The sequence below is a fragment of the Phenylobacterium sp. genome, assembly GCF_019636135.1.
Classification (GTDB): domain Bacteria; phylum Pseudomonadota; class Alphaproteobacteria; order Caulobacterales; family Caulobacteraceae; genus Phenylobacterium.
Genome location: NZ_JAHBYD010000010.1, coordinates 113592 through 137278 on the forward strand (window position 1 = coordinate 113592; position 23687 = coordinate 137278).

Here is a 23687-nt window from a genome sequence, read left to right on the forward strand (position 1 = left end):
CGGGTCCGGCGGGCGGCGGCGCTGTGGGAGCGGGCCGCCGCCCGATCGCCCGCTCCGAGGGGAGGGAGGAGCGGGAGAACCTGTGTGCGCCCGTCAGGCCGCCTTGGCCGGGGTCCGCACGAAGCCGACGAACGTCCCGAAGGCCGCATAGGTGGGCGCGAAGCCGGAGCGCGCCTTCATGCGGGCGATCCAGGCGGCGACGTTCGGGTAGGGCGCGAAGTCGAAGCCGACCAGGTCGCCCAGCAGGCAGAACGACAGGCCCATGTAGTCGGCGAGGCTGACCTGGTCGCCGCAGACGAAGGGCCTGCCGCCCAGCATCTGCTCGTCCAGCAATCGCAACCAGCGGGGCGAGTGCTCGGCGCCGTAGGCCAGCATGGCCGCGGCCATCTCGGGCGAGAGGCCGTGCGGCACGCCTATGACGGGGTAGCAGCCGAAGAGGCAGAAGACCTCGTGGAAGCGGGTGTTGAACCAGGAGATCGCCTCGTCGACCTTCACCTGGGCCTTCAGCCCCTCGGGGTAGGCGGTCGCGTGGGCGCGGATCGCCAGGTACTTCAGGATCGCGGCGCATTCGCCGAGCTTCAGGTCGCCGTCGACCAGGAAGGGCACGATCCCGTTCGGGTTGATCGCGAGGTATTCCGGCGCGAGATGCTCGCCGGCCAGCAGGTCGACCTTCACGATCTCCACGTCCAGGCCCTGCTCGGCGATGAACATCAGCACCGGGCGTGACGTGGTCGAGATCGGGTCGCAGTACAGTTTCATGGGACACACACCTTCTTCGTTGCGCAGGCCTCGTTGGAGCTGGGCCATGTCGCGGGGGACGCAGCAGATACGGTTGCGCGAAGGTGAAGGTGATCAGCGCTCTTGCAGGTTGGGTCTGCACAACCGCAGAATGGGGCCCATGTTCGACTGGAATGACCTCAAGGCGTTCCTCGCGGTGGCCCGCGGCGGCTCCACGCTCGCGGCCTCGAAGGCGCTCGGGGTGAACCAGACCACGGTCGCCCGGCGCATCGAGAGCCTGGAGAACGACCTGGGCTTCAAGCTGTTCGAGCGCGGCCAGACGGGCAGCCGCCTGACCGAGTACGGCCAGGCCCTGATCGGCGAGGCCGAACTGGTCGAGCGCGCCGCCATCCGCTTCGCCAACCAGGCGGCGGGCCAGTTGCGCGGCGTGTCGGGGGCGCTGCGGCTCACCACGAACGAGCTGGTGGCCAACACCATGGTGATCCCGGCGCTCGGCGCGTTCCGCAAGGCGCATCCCGACGTGCAGGTGGACCTGGTGATCACCGACCGCCAGATGGACCTGGAGAACGGCGAGGCCGACCTCGCCATCCGCACCAGCAAGTCGCTGGCGGTGTCGGACCTGGTGGCGCGCAAGATCTGCGACCACCAGATGGCGCTCTACTGCAGCAGGGAGTACGCCGCGCGCGCCGGGACGCCGGCCTCGCCCGACGACCTCTGCAACCACGACCTGATCGACGTGACGCCCGAGATGGGCGAGATTCCGGGCGCGACCTGGATGATGCGCCATTCCGGCGGCAAGGCCCCGATCACCCGCTCCAACAGCATGGGCAGCCTGGTCCACGCGGTGAAGGCGGGCCTGGGCATCGGCGCTCTGCCCGTCACGATCGGCGACACCGACCACGCCCTGCTGCGCTGCTCCGACGACATCGAGGAGGCCCGCGCCACCTCGTGGATCGTGACGCGCCGCGAGCTGAAGGACACGCCGCGGGTGCGCGCCTTCATCGACTTCATGGTCCCGTTCCTCCAGCAGCAGATCCGCGCGGTGGAGGAACGCGGCCGCGCCCGCATCGCGGCGGACGCGGCCACCGTGGTCCCGTTCCCCACGAAGAACGCGAGCTAACTCCTCCTCCGCCCCTCTTCGGCCTGCAGCGCGCGGGGAGAGAGGCGGTTGTCAGCCCACGCTCAGCGCCACCGGCGTGTCGGTGCGGGTGAGGTGCGAGTAGGGGCACACGACATGGGCCTTCTCGGCCAGGTCCTGCGCCCTGGCCTTGTCGAGGCCGGGGATCACGACGTTGATCGCCAGCGTCAGCTCGAAGCCGCCGCCGTCGGCGCGCGGGCCGATGCCGACGTCGGCCGTGACCGTGGTGTCCGCCGGGATCGCGACCTTCTCGCGGCCCGCCACATACTTCAGCGCGCCCAGGAAGCAGGCGGCGTAGCCGGCGGCGAACAACTGCTCGGGATTCGTGCCGGCTCCGCCCGCGCCGCCCAGTTCCTTCACGGTGTCGAGCGCGACGTCGAGCTTGCCGTCGGATGACCTGGCGGAGCCGGTACGGCCGCCGGTGGCGGCGGCCTGGGCGGTGTAGAGAACGGGCATGTGCGGTCTCCAATGGGAGATATGCGATAATAATTATCGCGATAATTTGTTCCTACGCACCCAGCCGATCCTTGTCAAGACATCTTTTATCGCGATACATAAATGCATGCCCCAGCTCCCTCTCGACCGTCAGCTCTGCTTCTCGATCTACGGCGCCGACCTGGCGATCAACCGGGCCTACAAGCCGATCCTCGATCGCCTGGGCCTGACCTATCCGCAGTACCTCGTGCTGCACGCGCTCTGGGAAGCGGACGGCCTGACCATCTCGGCCATCGCCGAGCGCCTGGCGCTGGAGCCCAGCACCATCACGCCCCTGGTGAAGCGCCTGGAGGCCGCCGGCTTCCTCGGCCGCCGGCGTAACCCCGCGGACGAGCGGCAGGTGCAGGTCACTCTCACCGACAAGGGCCGCGCGATGCGCGAGGAGAGCGCCTGCCTGGGCGAGGCCCTGCTGGCGAAGGCCGGCATGGACCTGGAGGAACTGGGCGCCCTCAACCGCCAGGTCCAACGGCTTCGGGACGCGCTGAGCGGCGCGTCCTAGAGCGCGTCGCCCCAGTCCAGGCGCCGCGCCCTGGCGTGGGCCAGCTTGTCGCGGCGGGGGACGTGGCGGCCTTCGAGGGCGGCGGCCTCGGTGCAGAGCTTGAGGTCGATGCCGGGCTTGCCGACGCGGGGGCGGGCCAGCACGCGGGCGGTGCGGGGCTCGGCGGCGACGTGCGGGCGGGCGGCCAGCAGGTAGGCGAACTTCTCGTCCTCGAAGGGGGCGTCGGCGCCCTTGGCGAGGCGGTGGTCGCGGGAGCGCGGCAGGCGGACCGCGAAGTGGCACCAGTCGGCCGCGGTCAGCGGGCAGGCGGCGTGGTGCGGGCACGGCGCGAGGACCTGCGCGCCGGCGCCGATCAGGACATCTCGGGCCGCCAGCAGGCGCGCGGAACCGGCCGGCGTGCCGGGTTCGACGAGGGCGAGGAGGCCGTCCGTCGCCGCCCAGAGGTCGGCGACGAGCCTGGCCTGCCGGTCGGGCGCGATCTCGGCCAGCGCGTAGCTGGCCAGCACGAGGTCGGCGTGCGGGAAGCCGCCGCCGGCGAGGTCGCCGCGGGTGGGCGTCGCCTCCAGGCTGCCGGCGGCGAGGCGGGCGGCGAGCGCCAGGAACGGCGGGCTGGCGTCGAACCAGGCGATCCGCGCCAGCGACGGCCAGGCCTCCCGCGCCGCCCAACTGCCGCCGCCGGGTCCGGAGCCCGCGTCGAGCAGGGTCGCGGGCGTGAAGCCGGGCGCCGTCCGCCGCGCCTCGGCGAAGACCCTGGCGGTCGCCGCATAGGTGGCGGGCAGGCGGGCCAGGGCATAGGCGAGCGCGTCGTCCTCGCCCCTGATGGCGACGGCGGAGGTGCGGCCCGCGCGGTACGCGGCGGTGGTCGCGGCGGTGCGCGCCGCAAGGTTCGCGCGGCGGCGGCCCTCGAGCTCGCGGTCGATGGCGGCCTTCAGCCCGGGCGGAAGCTCCGGCCCCATCAGGCCAGGGCGTCGGCCCGCAGCTTGGCGAGGTAGGCCGCCACGGCCGGGTCGGTGAGGCCCGAGACGTCGCCCGCGTCGCCGGTGCGGGCGATGCGCGTCAGGACCGGGCGCACGACCTCGCCGGCGGCGGTCTTCGGCAGCGGGCCGAAGATCACCTGCGCGGGCACGGCGTTCGCGCCCTTCTCGCGGCGCAGGTAGCCCTTGAGGTCGGCGGCGAGCACGTCGCTGGCCATGATATCGGGGTCGGGCGTCACGAACGCCCAGAGGGTGTCGCCGTCCTTGCCCGGCGCGGTGACGACGACGGCCTCCTCGACGGCGTGGTGCTCGCCGAGCGCGGCCTCCAGCTCGGCGCACGACAGGCGCTGGCCGCCGACGTGGGCCTCGTCGTCGTCGCGGCCGGCGCGGTTCTTCACGAGGTCGTCGACGACGGCGGGCTCGGCCAGCGTCGAGATGTCGCCCAGGTTGCCCAGGTCGTCCTCGGCGATCTTGCGCAGGATGCGGCGCATGATCTTGCCCGAGCGGGTCTTGGGCAGGCCGGGCGCGAACTGGATCACGTCGGGCGCCGCGAACGGGCCGATCTCGTGGCGGACGTGGCCGCGCAGGTCGGCCATCAGCGCCTCGGTCGGGTCGACCCCCACCTTCAGCGTGACGTAGCAGTAGATGCCCTGGCCCTTGATGTCGTGCGGATAACCGACCACCGCGGCCTCGGCGACGGCGGTGTGGCCCACGAGGGCGCTCTCGATCTCGGCCGTGCCCAGGCGGTGGCCGGATACGTTGATCACGTCGTCCACGCGGCCGGTGATCCAGTAGTAGCCGTCGGCGTCGCGCCGGGCGCCGTCGCCTGTGAAGTACTTGCCGGGATAGGTGGAGAAGTAGGTGTCGATGAAGCGCTGGTGGTCGCCGTAGACCGTGCGCATCTGCCCCGGCCAACTGTCGGTGAGGCAGAGGTTGCCGCTGACCGCGCCCTCCAGCACCCCGCCCTCGGCGTCGACGAGCTGCGGGTAGACCCCGGGCAGCGGCTGGGCGCAGGAGCCGGGCTTCAGGGCATGCGCGCCGGGCAACGGGGTCATCAGGCAGGCGCCGGTCTCGGTCTGCCACCAGGTGTCGACGATCGGGCAGCGGCCCTCGCCCACCACGCGGTGGTACCAGAGCCAGGCTTCGGGGTTGATCGGCTCGCCGACGGTGCCCAGCAGGCGGATGGTGTCGCGCGGCCACGTCTTCACCGGCCCGTCGCCCTCGCGCATGAGGGCCCGCAGCGCCGTCGGCGCCGTGTAGAATATCTCCACCTTGTGCTTGTGGCAGACCTCCCAGAAGCGGGAGTTGTCCGGATAGTTCGGGACGCCCTCGAACATCAGGCTGGTCGCGCCGTTGGCGAGCGGGCCGTAGACCACATAGCTGTGGCCGGTGACCCAGCCGACGTCGGCGGTACACCAGAAGACTTCGCCCGGGCGGTAGTCGAACACGACCTCGTGCGTCCAGGCGGCCCAGGCCAGGTAGCCGCCGGTGGTGTGCAGCACGCCCTTCGGCTTCCCGGTCGAGCCCGAGGTGTAGAGGATGAACAGCGGGTCCTCGGCGCCCATGGGCTCGGGCTCGCAGTCGGCGTCGACGGTCTTCTTGAGGTCCGAGAAGTACTGGTCGCGGCCGGCGACCATGGGCACGTCCCCGCCGGTGCGCTTGACCACGATGACGTCGGTGACGCCCGGGCAGGTCTTCAGCGCCTCGTCGACGTTGAGCTTCAGCGGCACGATGCGGCCGCCGCGCAGGCCCTCGTCGGCGGTGATGACGATCTTGCTGTCGCAGTCCTGGATGCGCCCCGAGAGGCTGTCGGGCGAGAAGCCGCCGAACACCACCGAGTGGATCGCCCCGATCCGCGAGCAGGCCAGCATCGAGGCCGCCGCCGCCGGGATCATCGGCAGGTAGATGGTGACCCGGTCGCCCTTGCGGACGCCCTTCTGCTTCAGCACGTTGGCCCAGCGGCAGACCTCGGCATGGAGTTGCCGGTAGGTCAGCGCGTCGTAGCTCTTGCCGTCGTCGCTCTCCCAGATGATCGCGACCTGGTCGCCGCGCTCGGCGAGGTGGCGATCGAGGCAGTTGGCGCTGACGTTCAGGATGCCGTCGGCGTACCAGCGGACGTGGAAGTCGGCCTTGTCGAAGGACACGTCCTTCACGACGGTGAACGGGGTCATCCAGTCGAGGCGCCTGCCGATGTCGGTCCACCAGCCGTCCGGATCCTCGGCGACCCGCTTCACCGCGGCCGCGTAGGCCGGGGCGTTCAGGATCGCGTTCTTGGCCCAATCCTCCGGGACCGGGAAAACTTCGCCGTCGGACACGCTGTCACCTCCGCAGGAACGCAGGAGACCGGAGTATCCAAAGTGACGTGGGGCGCGCAACCGCGACGCCAAGGACTCTTGAAGCGACTCGAGAGGCCGCAGAGGCTCCGGCGGATGATTCGCAAGCTTGCCGTCGTCGCCAGCGCGCTCGCCCTCACCGGCTGCGGGGCCGCCCCGCAGGGCGCCGCCGAGAGCGCGAGCCGTCTGCTGGCCGCCGCGCTGAAGGGCGACCGGGTCGCCTTCGAGGCCGAGATCGACCGCGCCGCCGTGCGCGACGACGTGCGCCGCCAGATCGCCGACGTGGCGCGGGGTTCGCTGCTGGACGTCGAGGGCGGGCCGTCCGAATTCGCGCTGGACCGCATGATCAGCCCCGCCGCCATCCGCGTGGTCCACGCGGGCACGGGCGAGACCCTGACCGCCGCGCCGACGCCGGCCCAGGTGGCGAAGCTGATGCGCGAGGTCGACGACAGGCGGGCCTGCGTGCGCGGCCGGAAGGGCGACTGCCTGCTCACCTTCGCCAAGGAAAAACGCGACTGGCGCCTCGTCGGCATGAAGGCGATGAACGTCGAGGTCGAGGTGGCGAGCGCTTCCCTCCCTTGATAGGGAGGGAACGGCGCTCAGGAAGGATCTCCCCATGCTGCTTCACCTGTCCACCTGGGCCGAGGTCGAGGGGTTCCTCGCGCGGTCGAGGACCGTGGTCATCCCGATCGGGTCGAACGAGCAGCACGGTCCCACGGGCCTCCTGGGCACCGACTGGCTCTGCCCCGAGATCATCGCCCACGAGGCGGAGAAGGGCGGCGACATCATCGTGGCGCCGACGTTCAACATCGGCATGGCGCAGCACCACCTGGACTTCCCGGGCACCATCGCGCTGCGCCCCTCGACCTTCATGCTGGCGATCGGCGACTGGTGCCGCAGCCTCGCCCACGCCGGCTTCGAGAAGCTCTACTTCCTGAACGGCCACGGCGGGAACGTCGCCACCATCGAGGCGGCCTTCTCCGAACTCTACGCCGAGGCGAGCTATGCCGGCCGCAACCGCGGCTTCGCCTGCAAGCTCAGGAACTGGTGGGACCTTAGGGGCGTCACCGCGCTCGCCAACCGCCAGTTCCCGGTGGGCCACGGAAGCCATGCGACGCCGTCCGAGATCGCGGTCACCCAGTGGGGCTATCCGGGCAGCATCAAGAGCGCCAACTACGCGCCGCAGATCGCCCCCACAGGCCCGATCCGCGAGGCCCGGGACTTCCGCGCCCGCTACGCCGACGGCCGCATGGGGAGCGACCCGGGCCTCGCCACGCCCGAGAAGGGCGGCGAGCTGGTGAAACTGGCCGCCGCCTCGCTGCTGGAGGACGTCGCGGCGTTCGGCGCCGAGCGCGCACCGGCCTAACGCGGTTCGGCCATAGCGGGCGAAAAAGCGCGCCATGAAGGGAAAAGCCGCCCTTTCGCTAATCCTATGCGCGAGTTCGGACTCCTGAGACGCGAACAGCCTTCGCCTTAGGGTGTCGCAGGGTTAACGCGCCTCTCGACTGCGAGCCGCGGCGTCGCCGCGCTCGCCGAGCGCCAGTAAGCACCCAAGCGTACGGAAGGGCGTCGTTCCTGTGTGGAACGGCGCCCTTTCGCTTGTCCGGCGGTCTTGCCGGTCAGGCGGTGAAGACCTCGCCGTCGCGCACGTCCACGGGCCAGGGCCGCAGATGCTCGCCTTCGCAGGGGCCCGCGACGCAGCGGCCGTCGAGCGAGAACAGCGCGCCGTGGCCGGCGCACAGGATGTGGCGCCCGTCGCGGGTCAGGTAGCGGTCGTCCATCGGCGCCAGGGGCCAGCCGGCGTGCGGGCAACTGTCGACGAACCCCCGGGCCGCCGCGCCCGCGCGCAGCACGAAGCCGGCGAACAGCTTGTCGCCCGCGCGGAACCGGAACGACTTGCCGCCGGGGTCGGCGATCTCGCCGAGCGCGCAGAGGCGCACGCCGGCGGCCGGCCGCGCCGGGTTGTCGCCGTCAGGGTTGGCCAAGGGTGATGCGGATGGGCCGGATCTCGACGCGCTCGAAGAGGCCCGCGAGGCTGTAGGGATCGGCGGCGGTGAACGCTTCGACCGCGGCGCGGTCGGCCACGTCGAGGATCAGCAGCGAGCCGGCCATGTCGCCCGCGTCGTCCGTCATCGGCCCGCCCAGCTTCACCACCTCGGCCTTGCTGCGGACATAGGCGAGGTGCGCCTCGCGGTTGGCCATGCGCAGGTCGAGCGAGTTCGGCTTGTCGACGCAGTAGAGCACGAAGGTCGGCATTCAGGATTCCTCACGGAGCGGCCGGGACAGCAGGCCGCGGATGGCGTCGTCCACGGCGACCTCGCCGGCCAGGACGGCGGCGACGGCCTCGCAGATGGGGGTCTCCACGCCGAGCCTGCGGGCCAGGTCGCGGACGGCGGGGGCGGAGGCGACGCCCTCGGCCACCGAGAGCTTGCCGGCCAGCGCCTCGTCCAGCGTCTGGCCGGCGCCGAGCGCCAGGCCGACGGACATGTTGCGCGACTGCGGGCTGGAGCAGGTGAGCACGAGGTCGCCCAGGCCACAAAGGCCGGCGACGGTCTCGGCCCGGCCGCCGAGGGCCAGCGCCAAGCGCGTGAGTTCGGAGAAGCCGCGCGTGATCAGCGAGGCGTGGGCCGACTTGCCGAGGCCACGGCCCTCCGAGACGCCGCAGGCGATGGCCAGCACGTTCTTCACCGCCCCGCCGGCCTCGGCGCCCACCAGGTCGGCGGCGAGGTAGGGCCGGAAGGTGGGCGTGGCGATCGCCTCGGCCAGCGACCAGCCCACGGCGTCGTCCTCGCAGGCCAGGGTCACGGCGGTGGGCAGGCCGCGGGACACCTCGCCGGCGAAGCTGGGGCCCGACAGCACGGCGGGGACGGCCTGCGGGACCGTCTCGGCCAGCACCTCGGTCATCAGCTTCAGCGAGCCCTGCTCGACCCCTTTGGAGCAGAGCAGGACGGGCAGGCCGTCGCGGGCGTGCGGCGCGAGGGCCGCGAGGGTCGAACGCGTGTGCTGGGCGGGCGCGACCGCCAGGACGAAGTCGCCGGCGGCGAGGTCCGCCATGTCGCCGGTGGCGCGGATCAGCGGATCCAGCGGGACGCCGGGCAGGAAGACCGCGTTCTCGTGGCGGGCGTTGACCGCCTCGACCACCTCGGGCTCGCGCGCCCACAGCACGACCTCGCGGCCGGCGCGGGCGCAGACCTGGGCCAGCGCCGTGCCCCACGCGCCGCCGCCGATGACGCCCGTACGGTTCATGCCTTCGCGCCTTTCCGTCCGGCCTTGTGGGTGGGGCTCGCCGTTGCGGCGGCTTCGTCCAGCGGCCAGCGCGGGCGGGCGACGGCGTCCAGCGGGTCGGAGATCCCGACCGCCAGGCGCTCGGCGCCGGCCAGCGCGATCATGGCGGCGTTGTCGGTGCAGTAGGCGAGCGGCGGGGCGGCGAAGCTGAAGCCGTTCTTCCGCGCGGCCTGCTCGAGGACGGCGCGGACGGTCCGGTTGGCCGCGACGCCGCCGGCCACCACGAAGCGCAGGCTGCGGCCCTCGTGCTCGCCGGCGTAGGCCTTCATCGCGCGGTCCGACTTCTCGGCGAGCTGGGCGGCGATCGCGGCCTGGACCGAAGCGGCGAGGTCGCGGCGCGCGGCCTCGCCGGCGACGCCTTCGGCCAGGCGCGCGGCGGCGGTCTTCAGGCCGGAGAAGGAGAAGTCGCAGTCCTTGCGGCCGAGCAGCATGCGCGGCAGCTCGAAGCCGGCCGGATCGCCGCCCTGCGCCAGCGTCTCCAGCGCCGGGCCGCCGGGGTAGGGCAGCCCCATGGCCTTGGCGATCTTGTCGAACGCCTCGCCGGCGGCGTCGTCGATGGTGGACCCCAGGCGGCGGCAGGCCCCGACGCCGTCGACGCTCAGGAGCTGGCAATGGCCGCCGGAGACCAGCAGCAGCAGGAACGGATAGGGCAGGTCCGCGCCCAGGCGCGCCGAGACCGCGTGGCCCTCCAGGTGGTTCACCGCGACCAGCGGCAGGCCGCGGGCCAGCGCCACCGCCTTGCCGAACGACAGGCCCACCATGACGCCGCCGACCAGCCCGGGGCCCGCGGTGGCCGCCACGCCCGACAGGTCGCCGTAGCCGACGCCGGCCTCCGTCAGCGCCGCTTCGGCGATCGCCTCGATGGACTCCACATGCGCGCGGGCGGCGATCTCGGGCACGACGCCGCCGAACGGCGCGTGCTCGGCGATCTGGCTGCCCACGACGGAGCTCAGCACCTCGGCGCGGCCGTCGGCATGGCGGCGCACGACCGCGGCGGCGGTCTCGTCGCAGCTCGTCTCCAGGCCCAGGACAAGTTGGGGAACGGTGTGGGGCGCGGTCATCCGGTTGCCGGGGGCGGGCCGCTCCTGTAGCAGCCCAGGTCAGATTTCGTTCCCGAGGTAGACCGCCGCCCGTGGCCACGCAACCTACAGTCCGGATCGGCGCGCGCGGCTCGAAGCTCAGCCTGGCGCAGGCCGGTCACATGCAACGCCGCATCGCCGCCCTCCTGGGCGCCGATCCCGAGAGCCCCGCCGAGGTCGAGCGGGTCGCGCCGCTGGTCGTCATCACCACCACGGGCGACCGCGTGCAGGATCGCCGGCTGCTGGAGATCGGCGGCAAGGGGTTGTTCACCAAGGAGATCGAGGAGGCGCTGGCCGAGGGCCGCATCGACTGCGCCGTCCACTCGATGAAGGACATGCCGGCGCTCCTGCCCGACGGCCTCTGCATCGCCGCCGTGCCCGAGCGCGAGGACCCGCGCGACGCCTTCCTCAGCCGCGGCGTGGCGCGCCTGGAGGACCTGCCGCAGGGCGCGCGGCTGGGGACGGCCAGCCTGCGCCGCCAGGCCCAGTCGCTGAACCGCCGGCCCGACCTGGACGTGCAGATGCTGCGGGGCAACGTCGACACCCGGCTGGCGAAGCTGGCGGCCGGCGAGGCCGACGCGATCCTGCTGGCCTACGCGGGGCTGCGGCGCCTGGGGCTGGGCGACCGGGCGAAGGGCCTGATCGACCCGAAGGCGGCCCCGCCGGCGCCGGGCCAGGGCGCGCTCGCCATCGAGACCCGCGAGGCCGACCGCGACCGGCCCTGGGTGGCGGGCCTCGTCTGCGAGACGACGACCCTGTGCGTCGCCGCCGAACGGGGCGCGCTGACGGCGCTGGAGGGCTCGTGCAAGACGCCGGTGGGCGCGCACGCCTGGCTGGAGGGCGGCCTGCTGCACCTGATCGTCGAGGCGCTGTCGCCGGACGGCAGGCTGAAGTTCCGCCACACCGGCGCCGCCGAGATCCCGCGACTCGCCGACCCGACGGTCGCGGCGCGCGACCTGGGCCTGTCGCTGGGCGCGGCGGTGAAGGACGAGGCGGGCGACGCCATCGTGCTCTGATCGCGCGACCCGGCGGGCGCGACGTCGCAATTCCCGTTCCGCAAGGTCCGCGGGTCGGATAACAGCACGTTCATGGCGGGCCGCAGGCAGAGGATCTGGATCACCCGCGCCCAGCCGGGCGCAGACGTGACGGCCGAGCGCGTCCGGGCGCTGGGGCACGATCCCGTCGTCGCGCCGCTGCTGGCCGTGAAGGTGCTGCCCGACGTCGCCGTCGACCTGCGGGGCGTAGCCGCGCTCGCCTTCACCAGCGCCAACGGTGTGCGCGCCTTCGCCGACGCGAGCGGCGAGCGGGCCTTGAAGGTGTTCGCGGTGGGCGCGGCCACGGCGCAGGCGGCGCGGAGCGCGGGCTTCAGGTCGGTGCTGTCGGCCGACGGCGACGTCGAGGCGCTGGCCGAGGGCATCGCGGTGCGCCGCGGCGAGTTGCGCGGCGCGGTGCTGCATCCCGGCGCGGCCGAGCCGGCGGGCGACCTGACCGGCGCGCTGGAGAAGCACGGCGTCGAGGCGCGGCGGCTGATCCTGTACGAGACGGCCCCGGTGGCCCTGGAGGCGATCGACGCCGAGGCGCTGGCCAGGAGCGACGCGGTGCTGCTGCACAGCCCGCGCGCGGCGCAGGTGCTGGCCAAGCTGCTGAAGGCCCATCCCGCGCCGCACCTGAGGGCGCTGGGGCTCTCGAAGGCGGTGGTGAAGCCGCTGACGCGGACGCCGATGGCGGGCAAGCTCTTCCCGCCCTTCCCGCTGGAGGCCGCGCTCCTGAACCTGATCGACCGCCGGCCCTGAGCCTCGCGCGATGAGCGAGCCGCCCGGCGATCCCGACAACGATCGGCCCAGGCCGCTGATGGGCGCGGCGTTCTGGATCATGATGGCGCTGTGCGCGGTGTGCGTCGCGGCCGGTGCGGCCGTGGCCTGTCTGTCGCCCCGGTTCATGGGCTGACGGCGGCGCGACCGCCTGACGCTTTGCAAATCGAGGCCATTCGCGTAAAAGCCCGCGTCCCGGATACGGGCCGCCATAGCTCAGCCGGTAGAGCGGCGCATTCGTAATGCGTAGGTCGGGTGTTCGAGTCACCCTGGCGGCACCATCCTGCTTCGCGCCGGCGCGCCGACCAGCCTGCGCCCGTCAGGCGGCAAGGCCGCTCCGGGCCGTGACCTGGGCCTGGAAGAGATAGCCGCCGCCCCGCAGCGTCTTGATCATGTCGCCCGCCCCGTCGCAGGCCGCGAGCGTGCGGCGCAGGCGCGCGATGCGGGCGTCGATCGAGCGGCCGCCCGCAGCGGCGCCGTCGCCGTGCAGCAGCCGCACCAGCGCGTCGCGGTGCAGCACCTCGCCGGGCCGCGCGGCCAGGGCGCGCAGCAGCGCGGCGTCCGCGGGCGAGAGGCGCACGGTGCGGCCGGAGGGCGAGGTCACGTAGCCGAGCTCGGCGTCGAAGCGCCAGGTCTCCAGCGCCGCCTCGGCGGTCCGGCGCGCGTGGCGGGCGGCGCGGCGCAGGAGCGCGCGCACCCGGGCCAGCAGCTCCAGCGGATGCGTGGTCTTGGCGAGGACATCGTCGGCGCCGAACTCCAGGCCGGCCACCCGGTCCAGGGTGTCCGCGGCCTTGGCGACCACCAGCACGGGGGCGCCGTCGGCCTCGGAGAGCCTGCGGCAGAGCGCCAGGCCGTCGGCGTCGGGCAGCGCGGTCTCGAGGATGACCAGGTCGGCGCTGGCGGCGTCGAGCGCGGGCTGGGCCTCGGCGGCGGACACGGCCCACTCCACCTCGAAGCCGTGCCGCCGCAGCATGTCCACGCCGGATTCGTTGGCGGCCGGATCGGCGTCGATCCACAGCACGCGGGGCGATCCTTGCGCAACGATCGGGCGGGCAGGCGCCACGCCGGCGGCGAATTCGAAGGCGACGGCGGTCATGGACGGATCTCTTCTGCAATCGGAACCGGAAGCCGAACCGGTACAGAAAGAACCTAGACCGATGGTCACGAATATCTGTGACGACTTCTCGTCATACTTCTCATGAGGAACGTTCATGTGTCACGCGGCCGTGACAATTGTAACCAGGGGCAAATTCTGTTTTCTTTTTGCAACATCCTGCCGGGATTGCTCCGACGCTTTCGGCTGTGACGGTCGTCCGGCGCGCCTTCCGTCGGAGACCGAAGGCCGAAATCAACTAACTGAATTCACTTATGAATAATAGGAATCCTGGCCCCAGAGGGCGGACTCCGCCTCGCTGACGCATGAGCCAACTTCATGCGTGGAATAAGACAAATTCAGTAAAGACGTCCCAGCCGCGACAATAGTTTTCCTTCAGCGGTGTTGCGCGCGGCCCGGGGGATTCGGGGTGCGCCGGCGCCAGCTTTTCATGTGGGGCTCGGCCCGCGGCGCGCCGCCGCCGGCCGCTGGAGGACTTTGACCTTGAACATCCGAAGCATGCGGCAGCGCCTTATGGCGTCTTCCATGATCTGTGGCGCCGCCTTTCTGGGCCTCGCCGGTTCGGCCGCCGCCCAGGCGGCCGACAAGGACGACGCCGTCGCCGAAGTGGTGGTGACCGGCACGCGCATCCCGACGCCGAACCTGACCAGCGTGAGCCCGGTGACCGCCATCGGCGCCGCCGAGATCAAGGCCGCGGGCATCACGCGGGTCGAAGACATCATCAACACCCTGCCGCAGGCCTTCGCCTCGCAGGGCTCGACCGTGTCGAACGGCTCGAACGGCACCGCGACGGTGAACCTGCGCGGCCTGGGCGCCTCGCGCACCCTGGTGCTGATCAACGGCCGCCGGATGGGCGCGGGCAACCCGACCTCGATCAACAACCCCGTCGCCGACCTGAACTTCATCCCGAGCTCGCTCGTGGAGCGGGTCGACGTGCTGACGGGCGGCGCCTCGGCCGTGTATGGCGCCGACGCCGTGGCCGGCGTCGTCAACTTCATCATGCTGCAGAACTTCGAGGGCGTCCGCGTCGACACCAACTACTCGATCTACCAGCACCACAACGACAGCTTCGTGCAGGACGCCCTTCGCCTGAAGGCCGCGGCCGCCGGCGCCAACGCCGGCCAGTTCGCCATCCCGAAGAAGAACGTCCGCGACGGCGAGGCCTCGGAGGTCACCCTGACGTTCGGCGTCAACGCCGCCGACGGCAAGGGCAACATCACCGCCTTCGCGAGCTACATCCAGCAGAACGCCATCCTGCAGGGCGCCCGCGACTATTCGGCCTGCACGCTGAACTCGGGCGCCGACTTCACCTCGCTGGCCGCCTGCGGCGGCTCGGGCACCGCGACCCCGGCGCGGGTGGGCAACTTCACGGTCCAGGGCAACACCTTCCGGCCCCGCAACGCCACGACCGACGTCTACAACTTCGGCCCGTCGAACTACTACATCCGCCCCGACGAGCGGTATCGCCTGGGCGCCTTCGCCCACTACGAGATCGCGCCGTGGGCCGAAGCCTACGCCGAGATGATGTTCATGGACGACCGTTCGGTCGCCCAGATCGCGCCGGGTGGCATCTTCGCCGGCACCTTCTCGATCAACTGCGACAACGCCTTCATGACCGCGGCCCAGCAGACCCAGCTCTGCGGCGCCAACGCCGGCACGCCGGCGCTGTTCACGGGCACGGTGGCCAAGCGCAACGTGGAAGGCGGCGGCCGCCAGTCGGAGTTCCGCCACAACACCTACCGCTACGTGATCGGCCTGAAGGGCGACCTCAACGAGGCCTGGAACTACGACACCTACATGGAATACGCGGCGACCAAGTTCGACGCGCGCCAGACGGCCTACTTCCTGAAGTCGCGGATCGACAACGCCCTGATCGCCAAGCGCAACGACGCCGGCCAGATCGTCTGCGGCGTGAACCAGGCCACCGTCACCGACGCGGCCTGCGTGCCCTACAACATCTTCTCCGAGGGTGCGATCACCCAGGCGATGCTGGACTACCTGCAGGTGCCGGCCTCGACCTTCGGCAACACCTCGGAGCGCGTGGTCAACTTCTCGCTGGGCGGCGACCTCACCGGCTACGGCGTCAAGTCGCCCTGGGCGAACGACGGCGTCGGCGTGGCGTTCGGCGCCGAGTACCGGCGCGAGCACATCGACTTCGACGGCGACTTCGTGTCGCGCACCCCCGGCCAGCTCAACGGCGGCGGCGCGGCCTCGACGCCGATCAACGCCAGCTTCGACGTCTACGAGGTGTACGGCGAGGCGCGCATCCCGATCGTCCAGGACGCGCCGATGGCCAAGTCGATCTCGCTCGAGCTCGGCTACCGCTACTCGGACTACTCGTACGACGTGACCACCGACACCTATAAGCTCGCCGGCGAATACGAGCCGTTCAGCGGGCTGCGCTTCCGCGCCAGCTACCAGCGTGCGGTGCGCGCGCCGAACCTGGTCGAACTGTTCGGCCCGCAGATCCACGCCCTGGACGGCTCGACCGACCCGTGCGCGGCGCTCGCCGACAATGCGGCCAACGCCGCGCTCATCGCCCGCTGCGGCGCGGTCCACGGCTACACCAAGGCCCAGGTGCTCTCGATCGAGGCCAACGTCGCCAACCAGTACTACGGCCTGCTCGGCGGCAACCCGAACCTCGACCCGGAGAAGTCCGACACCTACTCGGTCGGCTTCGTCTATCAGCCGGAGTTCATTCCCGGCGCCACGCTGACGGTCGACTACTTCAACATCAAGGTGAACGACTACATCTCGAACATCGGCGCCGACACCGTCCTGGCCAAGTGCTACTTCCAGAACGACGACAGCTACTGCCCGCTGATCGTGCGCGACGCCCGCACCCGCAGCCTCTACCTCAACTCCTCGGGCCCTGACGGCCACGTCGTCGACCTGACGCAGAACACGGGCTCGCTGAAGACCTCCGGCCTCGACTTCAGCGCGGCCTACCGCACCGACCTCGACCGGTTCGGCCTGGAGAACGCGGGCGGCGTCAACGTCAGCTTCGTCGGCACCTACCTGAACGAGCTGTCGAGCGCGATCCTGCCCGGCGACCCCTTCGTGGACTGCGCCGGCTACTACGGCTCGCTCTGCAACGGCCGTCCGGGCTCGACCATCCCGAACCCCAAGTGGCGCCACAAGGCCCGCCTCACCTGGAACACGCCGTTCGAGTACGGCGACTGGGTGAAGAGCTGGTCGGTCTCGCTGCAATGGCGGCACTTCTCGAGCGTCAAGCTCGACGCCCTGTCCAGCGACCCGGCCCTCAACGCCGCGAACCCGCCGGCGTCGGACCTGAAGCTGGCGACGCGGGACTACTTCGACCTGCTGACCTCGTTCACGATCCGCGACAACCTCAACTTCCGCGCGGGCGTCAACAACCTGTTCGACAAGGATCCGCCGCTGGTGGGCCAGACGAACTGCACCCCGAACGCCTCGTGCTCTGGCAACGCCTACAGCCAGGTCTACGACGTGCTCGGCCGCTACCTGTTCATCGGCCTGACCGCGGACTTCTAGGAACCCGCGCAACGTCCGAGGAGACGGCGGGGCCCCTGCGCAGGCGGGGGCCCTTTCCGTTCGCGGGACCTGCGGTCTGGAGCGTGTTGCGAAACGTGGGAACCGGTTTCCGGAACGCGCTCTAAGCGGCGTGCAGCACCGGGGCGGGGCCGGGGTCGAGCGCGGCGGCCAGCCAGTCGACGAAGGGCCGGATCAGGTCGGCGCGCGGCGAGGCCGGGTTCCAGACCGCGGTGTAGTCCTCGCGCAGGCTCGCCTCGGCGTCGAACAGGCGCACGAGGCGGCCGGCGCCCAGGTCGTCGCGCACCAGCAGGCCGCGGGCCAGGCAGACGCCGGCGCCGTTGCGCGCCAGCTCGAGCGCCGCCAGCGGGCTGTCGGCGGTGAGCGTCGCGGGCGTCGGCAGGGCGGAGAGGCCCACCTGCTCCAGCCACAGGCGCCAGGGGTGTTCGGGCTGGTGGATCAGCGCCGCGCGCACCAGGTCTTCGGGGCGCCGCGGCAGGTCGGCCGCCGGCGCCGCGACGGGGAACAGCGCCTCGCCCGCGAGCCGGCGCTGGGTGAGGCCCGCGCAGGCGCCCGCGCCATAGAGCACCGCGACGTCGGCTTCGCCGGCGCTGACCTCGGCCGCGCCCGTGACCGTGCGCAGTTCGATCTCGCGGTCGGGGTTGCCGGCCAGATACGCGGGCAGCCGGTTGGCGAGGATCCGCTCGGCGATGCCGGCGGTGGCGGCCACCACTAGGCGAGCGCGGCCCGGGCGCGCGGGCGCCTCGAAGGCTTCCGAGATGAGGTTCAGCGACAGCCGTAGGCGGCTCACGAACGCGCGGCCGGACTCGGTCAGCACCACGGTGCGTCCGAAGCGGTCGAAAAGGTCGACGCCCAGGCGCAGCTCCAGCGAACGGATCGCGTGGCTGATGGCGCTCTGGGTGAGGTTCAGCTCGTCGGCCGCCTTGGTGAAGCTCTCATGCCTCGCGGCGGCCTCGAAGGCGGCGATGGCCCTCAAACTCGGCGGTCGCACGGGCACGTTTCGATCCTCCCCCAAGGACGGCGACTCACAGGACATCAACATGCCAGCGATGACCTGGGCGGCATCGGGTGTTGCGGCGAAGGGCATGCCCTGACGCTGTAAGCGGCTGAATTTGCGGCGGACGGGCGGGTCCCGGCGACCAGCGGTATCCGACCGCCACCCGCGCTGGTCCGGCCGCTCGTCGCGGCGTGAGGCCTCCTGGAGGCGCGGTTTTGCGGTGAACGGCGCGGGTGCGTCGACAAGCGGACTTGGTGACCTCGCGCGAGGCGTCACAATGCCGGCCGTGGGAGGGGCGATGCGGCTGCCGCGGCTCAACAACTACCTAGTCGCGAACTTCGTCCTCTGGACGCTGACCTACGTCATCGTGACCGCGCGGGTGGCGGCCGATCCGATGCCGCATGCCGGCGCCATGGCCTGGCGGCGCCTCGGCATGGCGATCTTCGGCTTCCTGGCCTGCCTGCTGGTGGGGAAGATCCTGTCGGCGCTGGCGGAACAGCCCATCTGGCGGCGGCTCGTCGTGGCGGTGCTGCTCTCGGGGATCGGCGGCTTCACCTATTCGTACCTGAACTACGTGGTCTTCTACCTGGTCGCGCCGCTCTGGAAGGTCGAGCCGCTGTCGCCGATCTCGCTGGCGTTCACGGCCTCGATGTTCTTCTGGACCTTCATCGCCTGGTGCGCGCTCTACTTCGCCATCCGCTACGAGGAGGAGCTGAAGGAGAAGAACCTCCGGCTGGTGGCCGCCCAGGCGCTGGCCATGGACGCGCAGAACCGGATGCTGCGCTACCAGATCAACCCGCACTTCCTGTTCAACACCCTGAACGCGCTCTCCTCGCTGATCCTGGCCAGGGAGAACGAGCGGGCCGAGCGGGTGGTGCTGTCGCTGTCGTCGTTCCTGCGCCATACGCTGGAGAAGGAGCTGCCCGACAAGGCGCCGCTCGCCGACGAGATCGAGGCCCAGCGCCAGTACCTGCTGATCGAGCAGGCGCGGTTCGAGGACCGGCTCAACTACGTCGAGAGCATCCCGGCCGAGTTGCGCGACGCGCTGGCCCCCAGCCTCATCCTGCAGCCGCTGGTCGAGAACGCCGTGAAGTACGGCGTCGCGCGCTCGAATGCGCCGGTCACCATCGAGATCAGGGCCGAGGCGGCGGAGGGCCGCCTGAGGCTCACCGTCGCCGACGACGGCGCGAACGGCGCGGGCCTGCAGTCGACGGCCAAGCTGGGGCTGGGCCTCGAGAACGTGCGGCGCCGGCTGGAGCTGATCTACGGCAAGGCCGCCGACCTCACCTGCGGCCCGATGCAGCCGCACGGCTTCCTCGCCTCGGTCGAAATTCCCCTGGAGAGGGCATGATGGAGACGGCGGCATGATCCCGGGCGGCGTCAGCGGGGACCCGGCCGTCGCACCGCTCCGGGTCGCGCTGGTCGACGACGAGCCGCCGGCGCTGCGCCGCCTGCGACTGGCCATCGAGAAGGCGCCGGACGCCGAGGTGGTGGGACAGGCCGGCAACGGCGAGGAGGCGCTGGCCCTGATCGCCAAGGGCGGGATCGACGTGGTCCTGCTCGACATCCGGATGCCGGGCCTCTCGGGCCTGGACCTGGCGCGCGCCACCGATCCCGACCGGGCGCCGGTCTTCATCTTCGTCACCGCCTTCTCGCGGTTCGCCACCGACGCCTTCGAGCTGGCCGCCGTCGACTACCTGCTGAAGCCCGTCGAGTTCGACCGGTTGCACGCGGCGCTGGAGCGGGCGCGCAAGACGTTGCAGTCGCGGGCGGCCCGTTCGCGGATCGCCGAGCTGGAGGAGGTCGTGGCCGCGCTGCGCGCCGCGGAGGCCGAGCCCGCGGCGCCCAGCGGCTTCGCCGAGGAGATCTGGGTGCCGGACCGCGGCGACCGCCTGCGCCTGCCGGTGAACCTGATCGACTGGGTCGAGGCCGAGCGCGACTACGTGCGGATCCACAGCCGCGGCCGCAGCTTCCTGGTCAGGAAGGCCATCCGCAAGCTGCAGGCCGAGCTGGACCCGGCCGACTTCCTGCGCGTGCATCGCGGCGCGCTGGTGCGGCGCGACCGCATCGTGCGCCTCGCGCGCCGGCCGGGCGGGCCCTCGGCCGTGGTGCTGCAATCCGGCGCCGAGGTGCCGGTCGCGCGGCGCCAGGCGGCGCAGGTGCGCAAGATCGTGGGGTCGCGCCCCTGACCTCCCGCGCGAAAGCCGGGAGAGGTCAGACCGGCGCGCAGGTCTGCAGGTTGACCGGGTCGGAGCCCCCCTGGCTCCAGGTGTCGCCGGTCTTCGAGAACAGCGCGAACGCCGAGCCCGACTTGCCGGTCGAACCGTCGGGGTTGCGGGCGGCGAAGGTCATCGCGGCCACCACCTGATCGGTGATCCCCTTCTTGGCGTCGTCCGGCGAGACTTCGTGGATCGCCTTGCAGGTCACCTGGAAGTCCTGGCAGCCCTTGCCCTCGACCTTCACGCCGCAGGCGGGATGGGTGGCCTCGAGGTCCTTGCTCCACCGGGCGATCAGCGGCCGCAGCGCGACGTTGGGGTCCTCGGCCTTGGCGCCGGAGTCGGCGCCCTTGCCGCAGGCGGTGAGGATGACGAGGGACAGGCCCGCAAGGGCGACAGTTCGGATCACGTAGCGCTCCCGGAGATGCGGGCGAGCGCATAGCCCAGAAAACAGGGCGACGGTGTGACGAAATCGTTCCGGGCCGCAACTAGTTGGCCGGCGCCGCCTCCGTCATCGCCGGCCCGATCTCGTCGTGCAGCACGAGGTCGGCGTAGGGGTCGAGCTCGGTGGCCTCGCGATTGACGATGGCGAGCGCCGCGCCGTTCTTCTTCGCCAGCACCGGGAAGCCGGCCGCCGGATAGACGACCAGCGACGACCCCAGCACCAGGAAGAGGTCGCAGGCCAGCGTCGCCGCCTCGGACCGCGCCATGGGCCCGGCCGGCATGGCCTGGCCGAACGAGATGGTGGCGGTCTTCACGATGCCGCCGCAGGCGCGGCAGGCGGGCAGGTCGCCGGTGGCCTGGTAGAGCGCCTTCAGGTCGTCCAGTTCGTGCCGTTCCCCGCATTCGAGGCAGGTGGCGTAGCTGGCGTTGCCGTGCAGCTCGATCACCTTCTCCGGCGGCACGCCCGAGGCCTGGTGCAGGTTGTCGACGTTCTGGGTGATGACGACCGAGCACTTGCCGGAGGCCACCAGGCGCGCGACCGCATGGTGGCCGGCGTTGGGCTCGCGGCCGGTCCAGCCGGCGCGGCCGCTGAAGGCGCGGTCCCAGGCCTCGCGCCGACGCGCCTCGCTGGCCACGAAGTCCTGGAAGTAGATGGGCTTCATCCGGCTCCAGACGCCGCCGGGGCTGCGGAAGTCCGGGATGCCGCTCTCGGTCGAGATGCCGGCCCCGGTGAAGATCACCATGCGCTGCGCGTCGGCGATCAGCCGGCCCAGGTCGGCGCGTGTCGGCATCCCGCGGAGCCCCCTTGTCCCGGTTCAGGTGATGACCGGCGGCACCCAGCGCCCCCAGCGACCTTCGTAGTGATCGTACGGGTTGGGTTCGCCCAGGCGGTCCACGGCGCGCTCGCCGGGCCTCACGGTCAGGCGGTTGCGGACTTCGCTGACGCCCGGGGTCCGCCGCGCCAGCAGCTCGGCGTGGGCCACGTCCGAGGCGCCGGGCACGTGGCCCACCAGGGTGACCGCCGCGCCGTCGACCAGAACCTCGACGCCGCGGGCGTCGATCAGCCGGTCCTCCATCAGGCGGTCCGAAACCTCGTCGCGGATCCGGGCGTCGTCGGGGGTCCAGGTGCTCGGGCCCTTGCCGGTGTGAGGTCCGTGGAAATCGTTCATGGGAAGGGTCCTCGCAAAGCTACGCAATCACAGAACAGGCAGGAACGCGAGGCGTTCCGCATATCGGTTTCGAAGCTTCAGGAGGGGGATCGGCCCGGCCGCGGTCGGGGGATGCGAGGGGTGGGGACCGGGCCGATCCGGACCGTCCGTGTCCGATAGGCAGGTCGTTGGACGATCGCCTGCATAACCTTTGTTGGGCGAACAGGGTTCCCGCCCTCAGGGCCGGCCGAACACCTCCGACAGCACATGTTCGTCGACGCCCTCGATCTCCAGGCGTTTGACGCGGGAGGTCCCTCCGGCGGCGATGCGCACCGCCGACTTCGGAAGCTTCAGCGCCTTGGCGATCAGCGCGACGACGGCGGCGTTGGCGGCGCCCTCGCTCGCGGCGGCGCTCACCCGGAGCTTCAGGACCGGGCGCCCGGCCTCGTCGGCCGCCCAGCCGTCGACGGCGTCGCGCCCGCCCTTGGGCGTGACGCGGACCGTCAGCCGCATCGCCTCAGCCCAGGCCGGGGGGAAGGAAGCGGAACAGCCAGGGCAGCAGGTAGCCCTTGATCCCCTGCAGGATCAGGATCGCGAAGATCGGGCTGATGTCGACCCCGCCGAGCGGCGGGATGATGCGCTGGAAGGGCCGCAGGATCGGCCGCGTCACCGCATCCAGGAAGTGGACCACGCTGTAGACGAACTGGTTCCTGAGGTTGATCACGTTGAAGGCGACCAGCCACGACAGGATCGCGCTCACGATGATCGCGGCGATCATCAGGAACAGGATTCCGTCCAGGACGAAGTAGATGAAGGTGCCCATGGCCCTCATGTAGCGATGTTTGAGGCCGTGACAAACCGGCGCTTCGCAGGGCGGGCGAGCGACGCCGCTTGACAGGATGGCCCGCAATCGACTTATTCCGCGCCTTCCTGGGGCCGTAGCTCAGTTGGTAGAGCGCCTCGTTCGCAATGAGGAGGTCAGGGGTTCGACTCCCCTCGGCTCCACCAGGAACCTTCCGAATTGTCTGAGACCCGATCCATAGCCCCGCCGCCCAGCACGGGCGGACGGCTGGTCTACGCCGTGGGCGACATCCACGGCTACGCCGCCGCGCTGAAGGCGCTGCTGGCCGACATCGCCGAGGACGCCGAGGCCAGCCGTCCGGCGGAGAGGCCGCTCCTCGTCTTCGTCGGCGACTACGTGGACCGGGGGCCCGACAGCCGGGGCGCCATCGACCTCGTCCTGGAGGCCGAAGCCTCGGGCCTGTTCGAGGTGGCGGCGCTGAAGGGCAACCACGAGGACGCGCTGCTGCGGTTCCTCGAGGAGCCGGCCTACGCCCCGTCGTGGATCAGCAACTGGGGCGAGACGACGATGATCTCCTACGGGATCGTGCCGCCCGAGCCCGGCGACACCGCCGCCTGCCGGCAGGCCCAGGCGCGCTTCGCCGCGGCCCTGCCGGACGCGCACCGGGCGTTCCTGGGGCGGCTCGGGCTGTGCAAGACCGTGGGCGACTACCTCTTCGTCCACGCGGGCGTGCGCCCGGGCGTGGCGCTGGACGCGCAGACCGACCGCGACCTCATCTGGATCCGCTACGACTTCCTCGAGTGCGACGACGATTTCGGCAAGGTGGTGGTCCACGGCCACACGCCCTCGGCCGGCCGCCCCGAGGTGAAGAAGAACCGCATCAACGTCGACACCGGCGTCTACTTCACGGGCCTGCTGACGGCCGTCCGCCTGGAGGGTGAGAGCCGGCGCTTCATCCAGGCGGCCGTCTGAATGCTCCCCCGGCGGGGGAGGGCCATCGCATATGGTTTGTGGGCGGCTCGTCCGCCCGATTCATGAACCGCAGAGATCGCGGAGATGCGCAGAGAAGCTCTCCCACGATTG

The 23687-nt window shown here is 71.4% G+C and carries 26 protein-coding genes, 2 tRNA genes and 1 pseudogene; 13 read left to right on the forward strand and 16 right to left on the reverse strand.

What is annotated here, in order from left to right; genetic code table 11:
• Positions 1–93: 93 nt before the first annotated feature.
• Positions 94–759 carry a glutathione S-transferase family protein gene (locus KF737_RS09270; protein WP_296453472.1) on the reverse strand — a complete coding sequence of 222 codons (666 nt, stop codon included), beginning with the start codon at positions 757–759 and terminating at the stop codon, positions 94–96.
• A 139-nt stretch (positions 760–898) separates the two neighbouring features.
• Here KF737_RS09270 and KF737_RS09275 point away from each other — a divergent pair, with 139 nt between their 5' ends.
• Positions 899–1858 (forward strand): LysR family transcriptional regulator, encoded by a 960-nt coding sequence (locus tag KF737_RS09275; RefSeq protein ID WP_296453475.1) that lies wholly within the window; start codon positions 899–901, stop codon positions 1856–1858.
• A gap of 51 nt (positions 1859–1909) precedes the next feature.
• On the opposite strand, the gene KF737_RS09280 is transcribed toward KF737_RS09275, so the two are convergent.
• Entirely contained in the window at positions 1910–2332 is a 423-nt protein-coding gene (locus KF737_RS09280; RefSeq protein ID WP_296453478.1) for an organic hydroperoxide resistance protein, read from the reverse strand.
• Between the two features lie 106 nt (positions 2333–2438).
• Here KF737_RS09280 and KF737_RS09285 point away from each other — a divergent pair, with 106 nt between their 5' ends.
• Positions 2439–2870: a MarR family winged helix-turn-helix transcriptional regulator gene (locus KF737_RS09285; protein WP_296453480.1), complete on the forward strand. Its 432-nt coding sequence runs from the start codon at positions 2439–2441 to the stop codon at positions 2868–2870.
• Here KF737_RS09285 and KF737_RS09290 read toward each other — a convergent pair.
• From KF737_RS09290 to acs, 3 genes and pseudogenes are all read right to left on the reverse strand, one after another.
• Entirely contained in the window at positions 2867–3826 is a 960-nt protein-coding gene (locus KF737_RS09290; RefSeq protein WP_296453482.1) for a small ribosomal subunit Rsm22 family protein, read from the reverse strand. The two genes, KF737_RS09285 and KF737_RS09290, sit on opposite strands and share 4 nt — an antisense overlap.
• Positions 3826–4242 carry a hypothetical protein gene (locus KF737_RS09295; protein WP_296453555.1) on the reverse strand — a complete coding sequence of 139 codons (417 nt, stop codon included), beginning with the start codon at positions 4240–4242 and terminating at the stop codon, positions 3826–3828. The genes KF737_RS09290 and KF737_RS09295 overlap by 1 nt, the downstream gene beginning before the upstream one ends.
• Positions 4225–6159 (reverse strand): annotated as a pseudogene (gene acs, locus KF737_RS09300) (acetate--CoA ligase); the annotation flags it as partial. The pseudogene acs and the gene KF737_RS09295, both read right to left, overlap by 18 nt.
• Positions 6160–6273: 114 nt before the next feature.
• Here acs and KF737_RS09305 point away from each other — a divergent pair.
• On the forward strand, positions 6274–6759 hold the full coding sequence (locus KF737_RS09305; protein ID WP_296453484.1) for a hypothetical protein: 486 nt from the start codon (positions 6274–6276) through the stop codon (positions 6757–6759).
• Positions 6760–6793: 34 nt separating this feature from the next.
• Entirely contained in the window at positions 6794–7543 is a 750-nt protein-coding gene (locus tag KF737_RS09310) for a creatininase family protein (protein WP_296453485.1), read from the forward strand.
• A 253-nt stretch (positions 7544–7796) separates the two neighbouring features.
• Here KF737_RS09310 and KF737_RS09315 read toward each other — a convergent pair whose 3' ends face one another.
• From KF737_RS09315 to tsaD, 4 genes are read right to left on the reverse strand one after another with little or no spacing between them, the layout of a single operon-like run.
• A complete protein-coding gene (locus tag KF737_RS09315) occupies positions 7797–8162 on the reverse strand; it encodes a Rieske 2Fe-2S domain-containing protein (protein WP_296453490.1) in 366 nt (121 codons plus the stop codon).
• A complete protein-coding gene (locus KF737_RS09320; RefSeq protein ID WP_296453493.1) occupies positions 8149–8433 on the reverse strand; it encodes a YciI family protein in 285 nt (94 codons plus the stop codon). The genes KF737_RS09315 and KF737_RS09320 overlap by 14 nt, the downstream gene beginning before the upstream one ends.
• Complete coding sequence (locus KF737_RS09325; protein ID WP_296453496.1) at positions 8434–9423, reverse strand: NAD(P)H-dependent glycerol-3-phosphate dehydrogenase; 990 nt, start codon at positions 9421–9423, stop codon at positions 8434–8436. It abuts the gene before it with no gap.
• Entirely contained in the window at positions 9420–10523 is a 1104-nt protein-coding gene (gene tsaD, locus KF737_RS09330; RefSeq protein WP_296453499.1) for a tRNA (adenosine(37)-N6)-threonylcarbamoyltransferase complex transferase subunit TsaD, read from the reverse strand. Before tsaD ends, KF737_RS09325 begins: the two co-directional genes overlap by 4 nt.
• A 71-nt stretch (positions 10524–10594) precedes the next feature.
• Here tsaD and hemC point away from each other — a divergent pair, with 71 nt between their 5' ends.
• The 4 genes from hemC (at position 10595) to KF737_RS09350 (ending at position 12633) form a co-directional block, all read left to right on the forward strand.
• Entirely contained in the window at positions 10595–11557 is a 963-nt protein-coding gene (gene hemC / locus KF737_RS09335; protein WP_296453503.1) for a hydroxymethylbilane synthase, read from the forward strand.
• A 72-nt stretch (positions 11558–11629) separates the two neighbouring features.
• Positions 11630–12334, forward strand: a complete 705-nt coding sequence (locus tag KF737_RS09340) for a uroporphyrinogen-III synthase (protein WP_296453505.1) — start codon at positions 11630–11632, stop codon at positions 12332–12334.
• A gap of 10 nt (positions 12335–12344) precedes the next feature.
• The gene (locus KF737_RS09345) at positions 12345–12488 is read left to right on the forward strand and encodes a hypothetical protein (RefSeq protein ID WP_296453508.1); all 144 of its coding nucleotides are present in this window, start codon (positions 12345–12347) and stop codon (positions 12486–12488) included.
• A gap of 69 nt (positions 12489–12557) precedes the next feature.
• Positions 12558–12633, forward strand: a tRNA-Thr gene (locus KF737_RS09350).
• Between the two features lie 38 nt (positions 12634–12671).
• On the opposite strand, the gene KF737_RS09355 is transcribed toward KF737_RS09350, so the two are convergent.
• Positions 12672–13448, reverse strand: coding sequence for a response regulator transcription factor (locus KF737_RS09355; protein WP_296453510.1), 777 nt, complete (start codon positions 13446–13448; stop codon positions 12672–12674).
• 543 nt (positions 13449–13991) lie between these two features.
• Between KF737_RS09355 and KF737_RS09360 the strand changes: the two genes are divergently transcribed.
• Positions 13992–16979, forward strand: a complete 2988-nt coding sequence (locus tag KF737_RS09360; protein WP_296453512.1) for a TonB-dependent receptor — start codon at positions 13992–13994, stop codon at positions 16977–16979.
• A gap of 121 nt (positions 16980–17100) precedes the next feature.
• Here the strand turns inward: KF737_RS09360 and KF737_RS09365 are convergent, their stop codons facing one another.
• Positions 17101–17994 (reverse strand): LysR substrate-binding domain-containing protein, encoded by an 894-nt coding sequence (locus KF737_RS09365; RefSeq protein WP_296453515.1) that lies wholly within the window; start codon positions 17992–17994, stop codon positions 17101–17103.
• Between the two features lie 298 nt (positions 17995–18292).
• On the opposite strand from KF737_RS09365, the gene KF737_RS09370 reads away from it, so the two are divergent.
• On the forward strand, positions 18293–19345 hold the full coding sequence (locus tag KF737_RS09370; protein ID WP_296453518.1) for a sensor histidine kinase: 1053 nt from the start codon (positions 18293–18295) through the stop codon (positions 19343–19345).
• Between the two features lie 13 nt (positions 19346–19358).
• On the forward strand, positions 19359–20183 hold the full coding sequence (locus tag KF737_RS09375) for a LytTR family DNA-binding domain-containing protein (protein WP_296453521.1): 825 nt from the start codon (positions 19359–19361) through the stop codon (positions 20181–20183).
• Positions 20184–20208: 25 nt separating this feature from the next.
• Here KF737_RS09375 and KF737_RS09380 read toward each other — a convergent pair whose 3' ends face one another.
• The 5 genes from KF737_RS09380 to KF737_RS09400 all read right to left on the reverse strand — a co-directional run bounded on the left by KF737_RS09380 (position 20209) and on the right by KF737_RS09400 (position 22625).
• Positions 20209–20619, reverse strand: a complete 411-nt coding sequence (locus KF737_RS09380; protein WP_296453524.1) for a hypothetical protein — start codon at positions 20617–20619, stop codon at positions 20209–20211.
• A gap of 79 nt (positions 20620–20698) precedes the next feature.
• The gene (locus KF737_RS09385) at positions 20699–21445 is read right to left on the reverse strand and encodes a Sir2 family NAD-dependent protein deacetylase (protein ID WP_296453526.1); all 747 of its coding nucleotides are present in this window, start codon (positions 21443–21445) and stop codon (positions 20699–20701) included.
• A gap of 24 nt (positions 21446–21469) precedes the next feature.
• A complete protein-coding gene (locus tag KF737_RS09390) occupies positions 21470–21823 on the reverse strand; it encodes a BON domain-containing protein (RefSeq protein WP_296453530.1) in 354 nt (117 codons plus the stop codon).
• A gap of 216 nt (positions 21824–22039) precedes the next feature.
• Positions 22040–22315 carry a DUF167 family protein gene (locus tag KF737_RS09395; RefSeq protein WP_296453533.1) on the reverse strand — a complete coding sequence of 92 codons (276 nt, stop codon included), beginning with the start codon at positions 22313–22315 and terminating at the stop codon, positions 22040–22042.
• Between the two features lie 4 nt (positions 22316–22319).
• The gene (locus KF737_RS09400) at positions 22320–22625 is read right to left on the reverse strand and encodes a YggT family protein (protein ID WP_296453537.1); all 306 of its coding nucleotides are present in this window, start codon (positions 22623–22625) and stop codon (positions 22320–22322) included.
• A 109-nt stretch (positions 22626–22734) separates the two neighbouring features.
• Between KF737_RS09400 and KF737_RS09405 the strand changes: the two genes are divergently transcribed.
• Both KF737_RS09405 and KF737_RS09410 read left to right on the forward strand, forming a co-directional pair.
• Positions 22735–22810, forward strand: a tRNA-Ala gene (locus tag KF737_RS09405).
• Between the two features lie 13 nt (positions 22811–22823).
• On the forward strand, positions 22824–23576 hold the full coding sequence (locus tag KF737_RS09410; protein ID WP_296453540.1) for a metallophosphoesterase family protein: 753 nt from the start codon (positions 22824–22826) through the stop codon (positions 23574–23576).
• Positions 23577–23687: the final 111 nt, after the last annotated feature.

Coding starts and splice junctions, on each gene's coding strand:
- KF737_RS09310 (WP_296453485.1), top strand. CDS start 6,794: ATGCTGCTTCACCTGTCCACCTGGGCCGAGGTCGAGGGGTTCCTCGCG.
- KF737_RS09320 (WP_296453493.1), bottom strand. CDS start 8,433: ATGCCGACCTTCGTGCTCTACTGCGTCGACAAGCCGAACTCGCTCGAC.
- KF737_RS09390 (WP_296453530.1), bottom strand. CDS start 21,823: ATGAACGATTTCCACGGACCTCACACCGGCAAGGGCCCGAGCACCTGG.
- KF737_RS09400 (WP_296453537.1), bottom strand. CDS start 22,625: ATGGGCACCTTCATCTACTTCGTCCTGGACGGAATCCTGTTCCTGATG.
- KF737_RS09285 (WP_296453480.1), top strand. CDS start 2,439: ATGCCCCAGCTCCCTCTCGACCGTCAGCTCTGCTTCTCGATCTACGGC.
- KF737_RS09305 (WP_296453484.1), top strand. CDS start 6,274: ATGATTCGCAAGCTTGCCGTCGTCGCCAGCGCGCTCGCCCTCACCGGC.
- KF737_RS09290 (WP_296453482.1), bottom strand. CDS start 3,826: ATGGGGCCGGAGCTTCCGCCCGGGCTGAAGGCCGCCATCGACCGCGAG.
- KF737_RS09270 (WP_296453472.1), bottom strand. CDS start 759: ATGAAACTGTACTGCGACCCGATCTCGACCACGTCACGCCCGGTGCTG.
- KF737_RS09360 (WP_296453512.1), top strand. CDS start 13,992: ATGATCTGTGGCGCCGCCTTTCTGGGCCTCGCCGGTTCGGCCGCCGCC.
- KF737_RS09275 (WP_296453475.1), top strand. CDS start 899: ATGTTCGACTGGAATGACCTCAAGGCGTTCCTCGCGGTGGCCCGCGGC.
- KF737_RS09345 (WP_296453508.1), top strand. CDS start 12,345: ATGAGCGAGCCGCCCGGCGATCCCGACAACGATCGGCCCAGGCCGCTG.
- tsaD (WP_296453499.1), bottom strand. CDS start 10,523: ATGACCGCGCCCCACACCGTTCCCCAACTTGTCCTGGGCCTGGAGACG.
- KF737_RS09385 (WP_296453526.1), bottom strand. CDS start 21,445: ATGCCGACACGCGCCGACCTGGGCCGGCTGATCGCCGACGCGCAGCGC.
- KF737_RS09395 (WP_296453533.1), bottom strand. CDS start 22,315: ATGCGGCTGACGGTCCGCGTCACGCCCAAGGGCGGGCGCGACGCCGTC.
- KF737_RS09375 (WP_296453521.1), top strand. CDS start 19,359: ATGATCCCGGGCGGCGTCAGCGGGGACCCGGCCGTCGCACCGCTCCGG.
- KF737_RS09340 (WP_296453505.1), top strand. CDS start 11,630: ATGGCGGGCCGCAGGCAGAGGATCTGGATCACCCGCGCCCAGCCGGGC.
- KF737_RS09355 (WP_296453510.1), bottom strand. CDS start 13,448: ATGACCGCCGTCGCCTTCGAATTCGCCGCCGGCGTGGCGCCTGCCCGC.
- KF737_RS09325 (WP_296453496.1), bottom strand. CDS start 9,423: ATGAACCGTACGGGCGTCATCGGCGGCGGCGCGTGGGGCACGGCGCTG.
- KF737_RS09280 (WP_296453478.1), bottom strand. CDS start 2,332: ATGCCCGTTCTCTACACCGCCCAGGCCGCCGCCACCGGCGGCCGTACC.
- KF737_RS09370 (WP_296453518.1), top strand. CDS start 18,293: ATGCGGCTGCCGCGGCTCAACAACTACCTAGTCGCGAACTTCGTCCTC.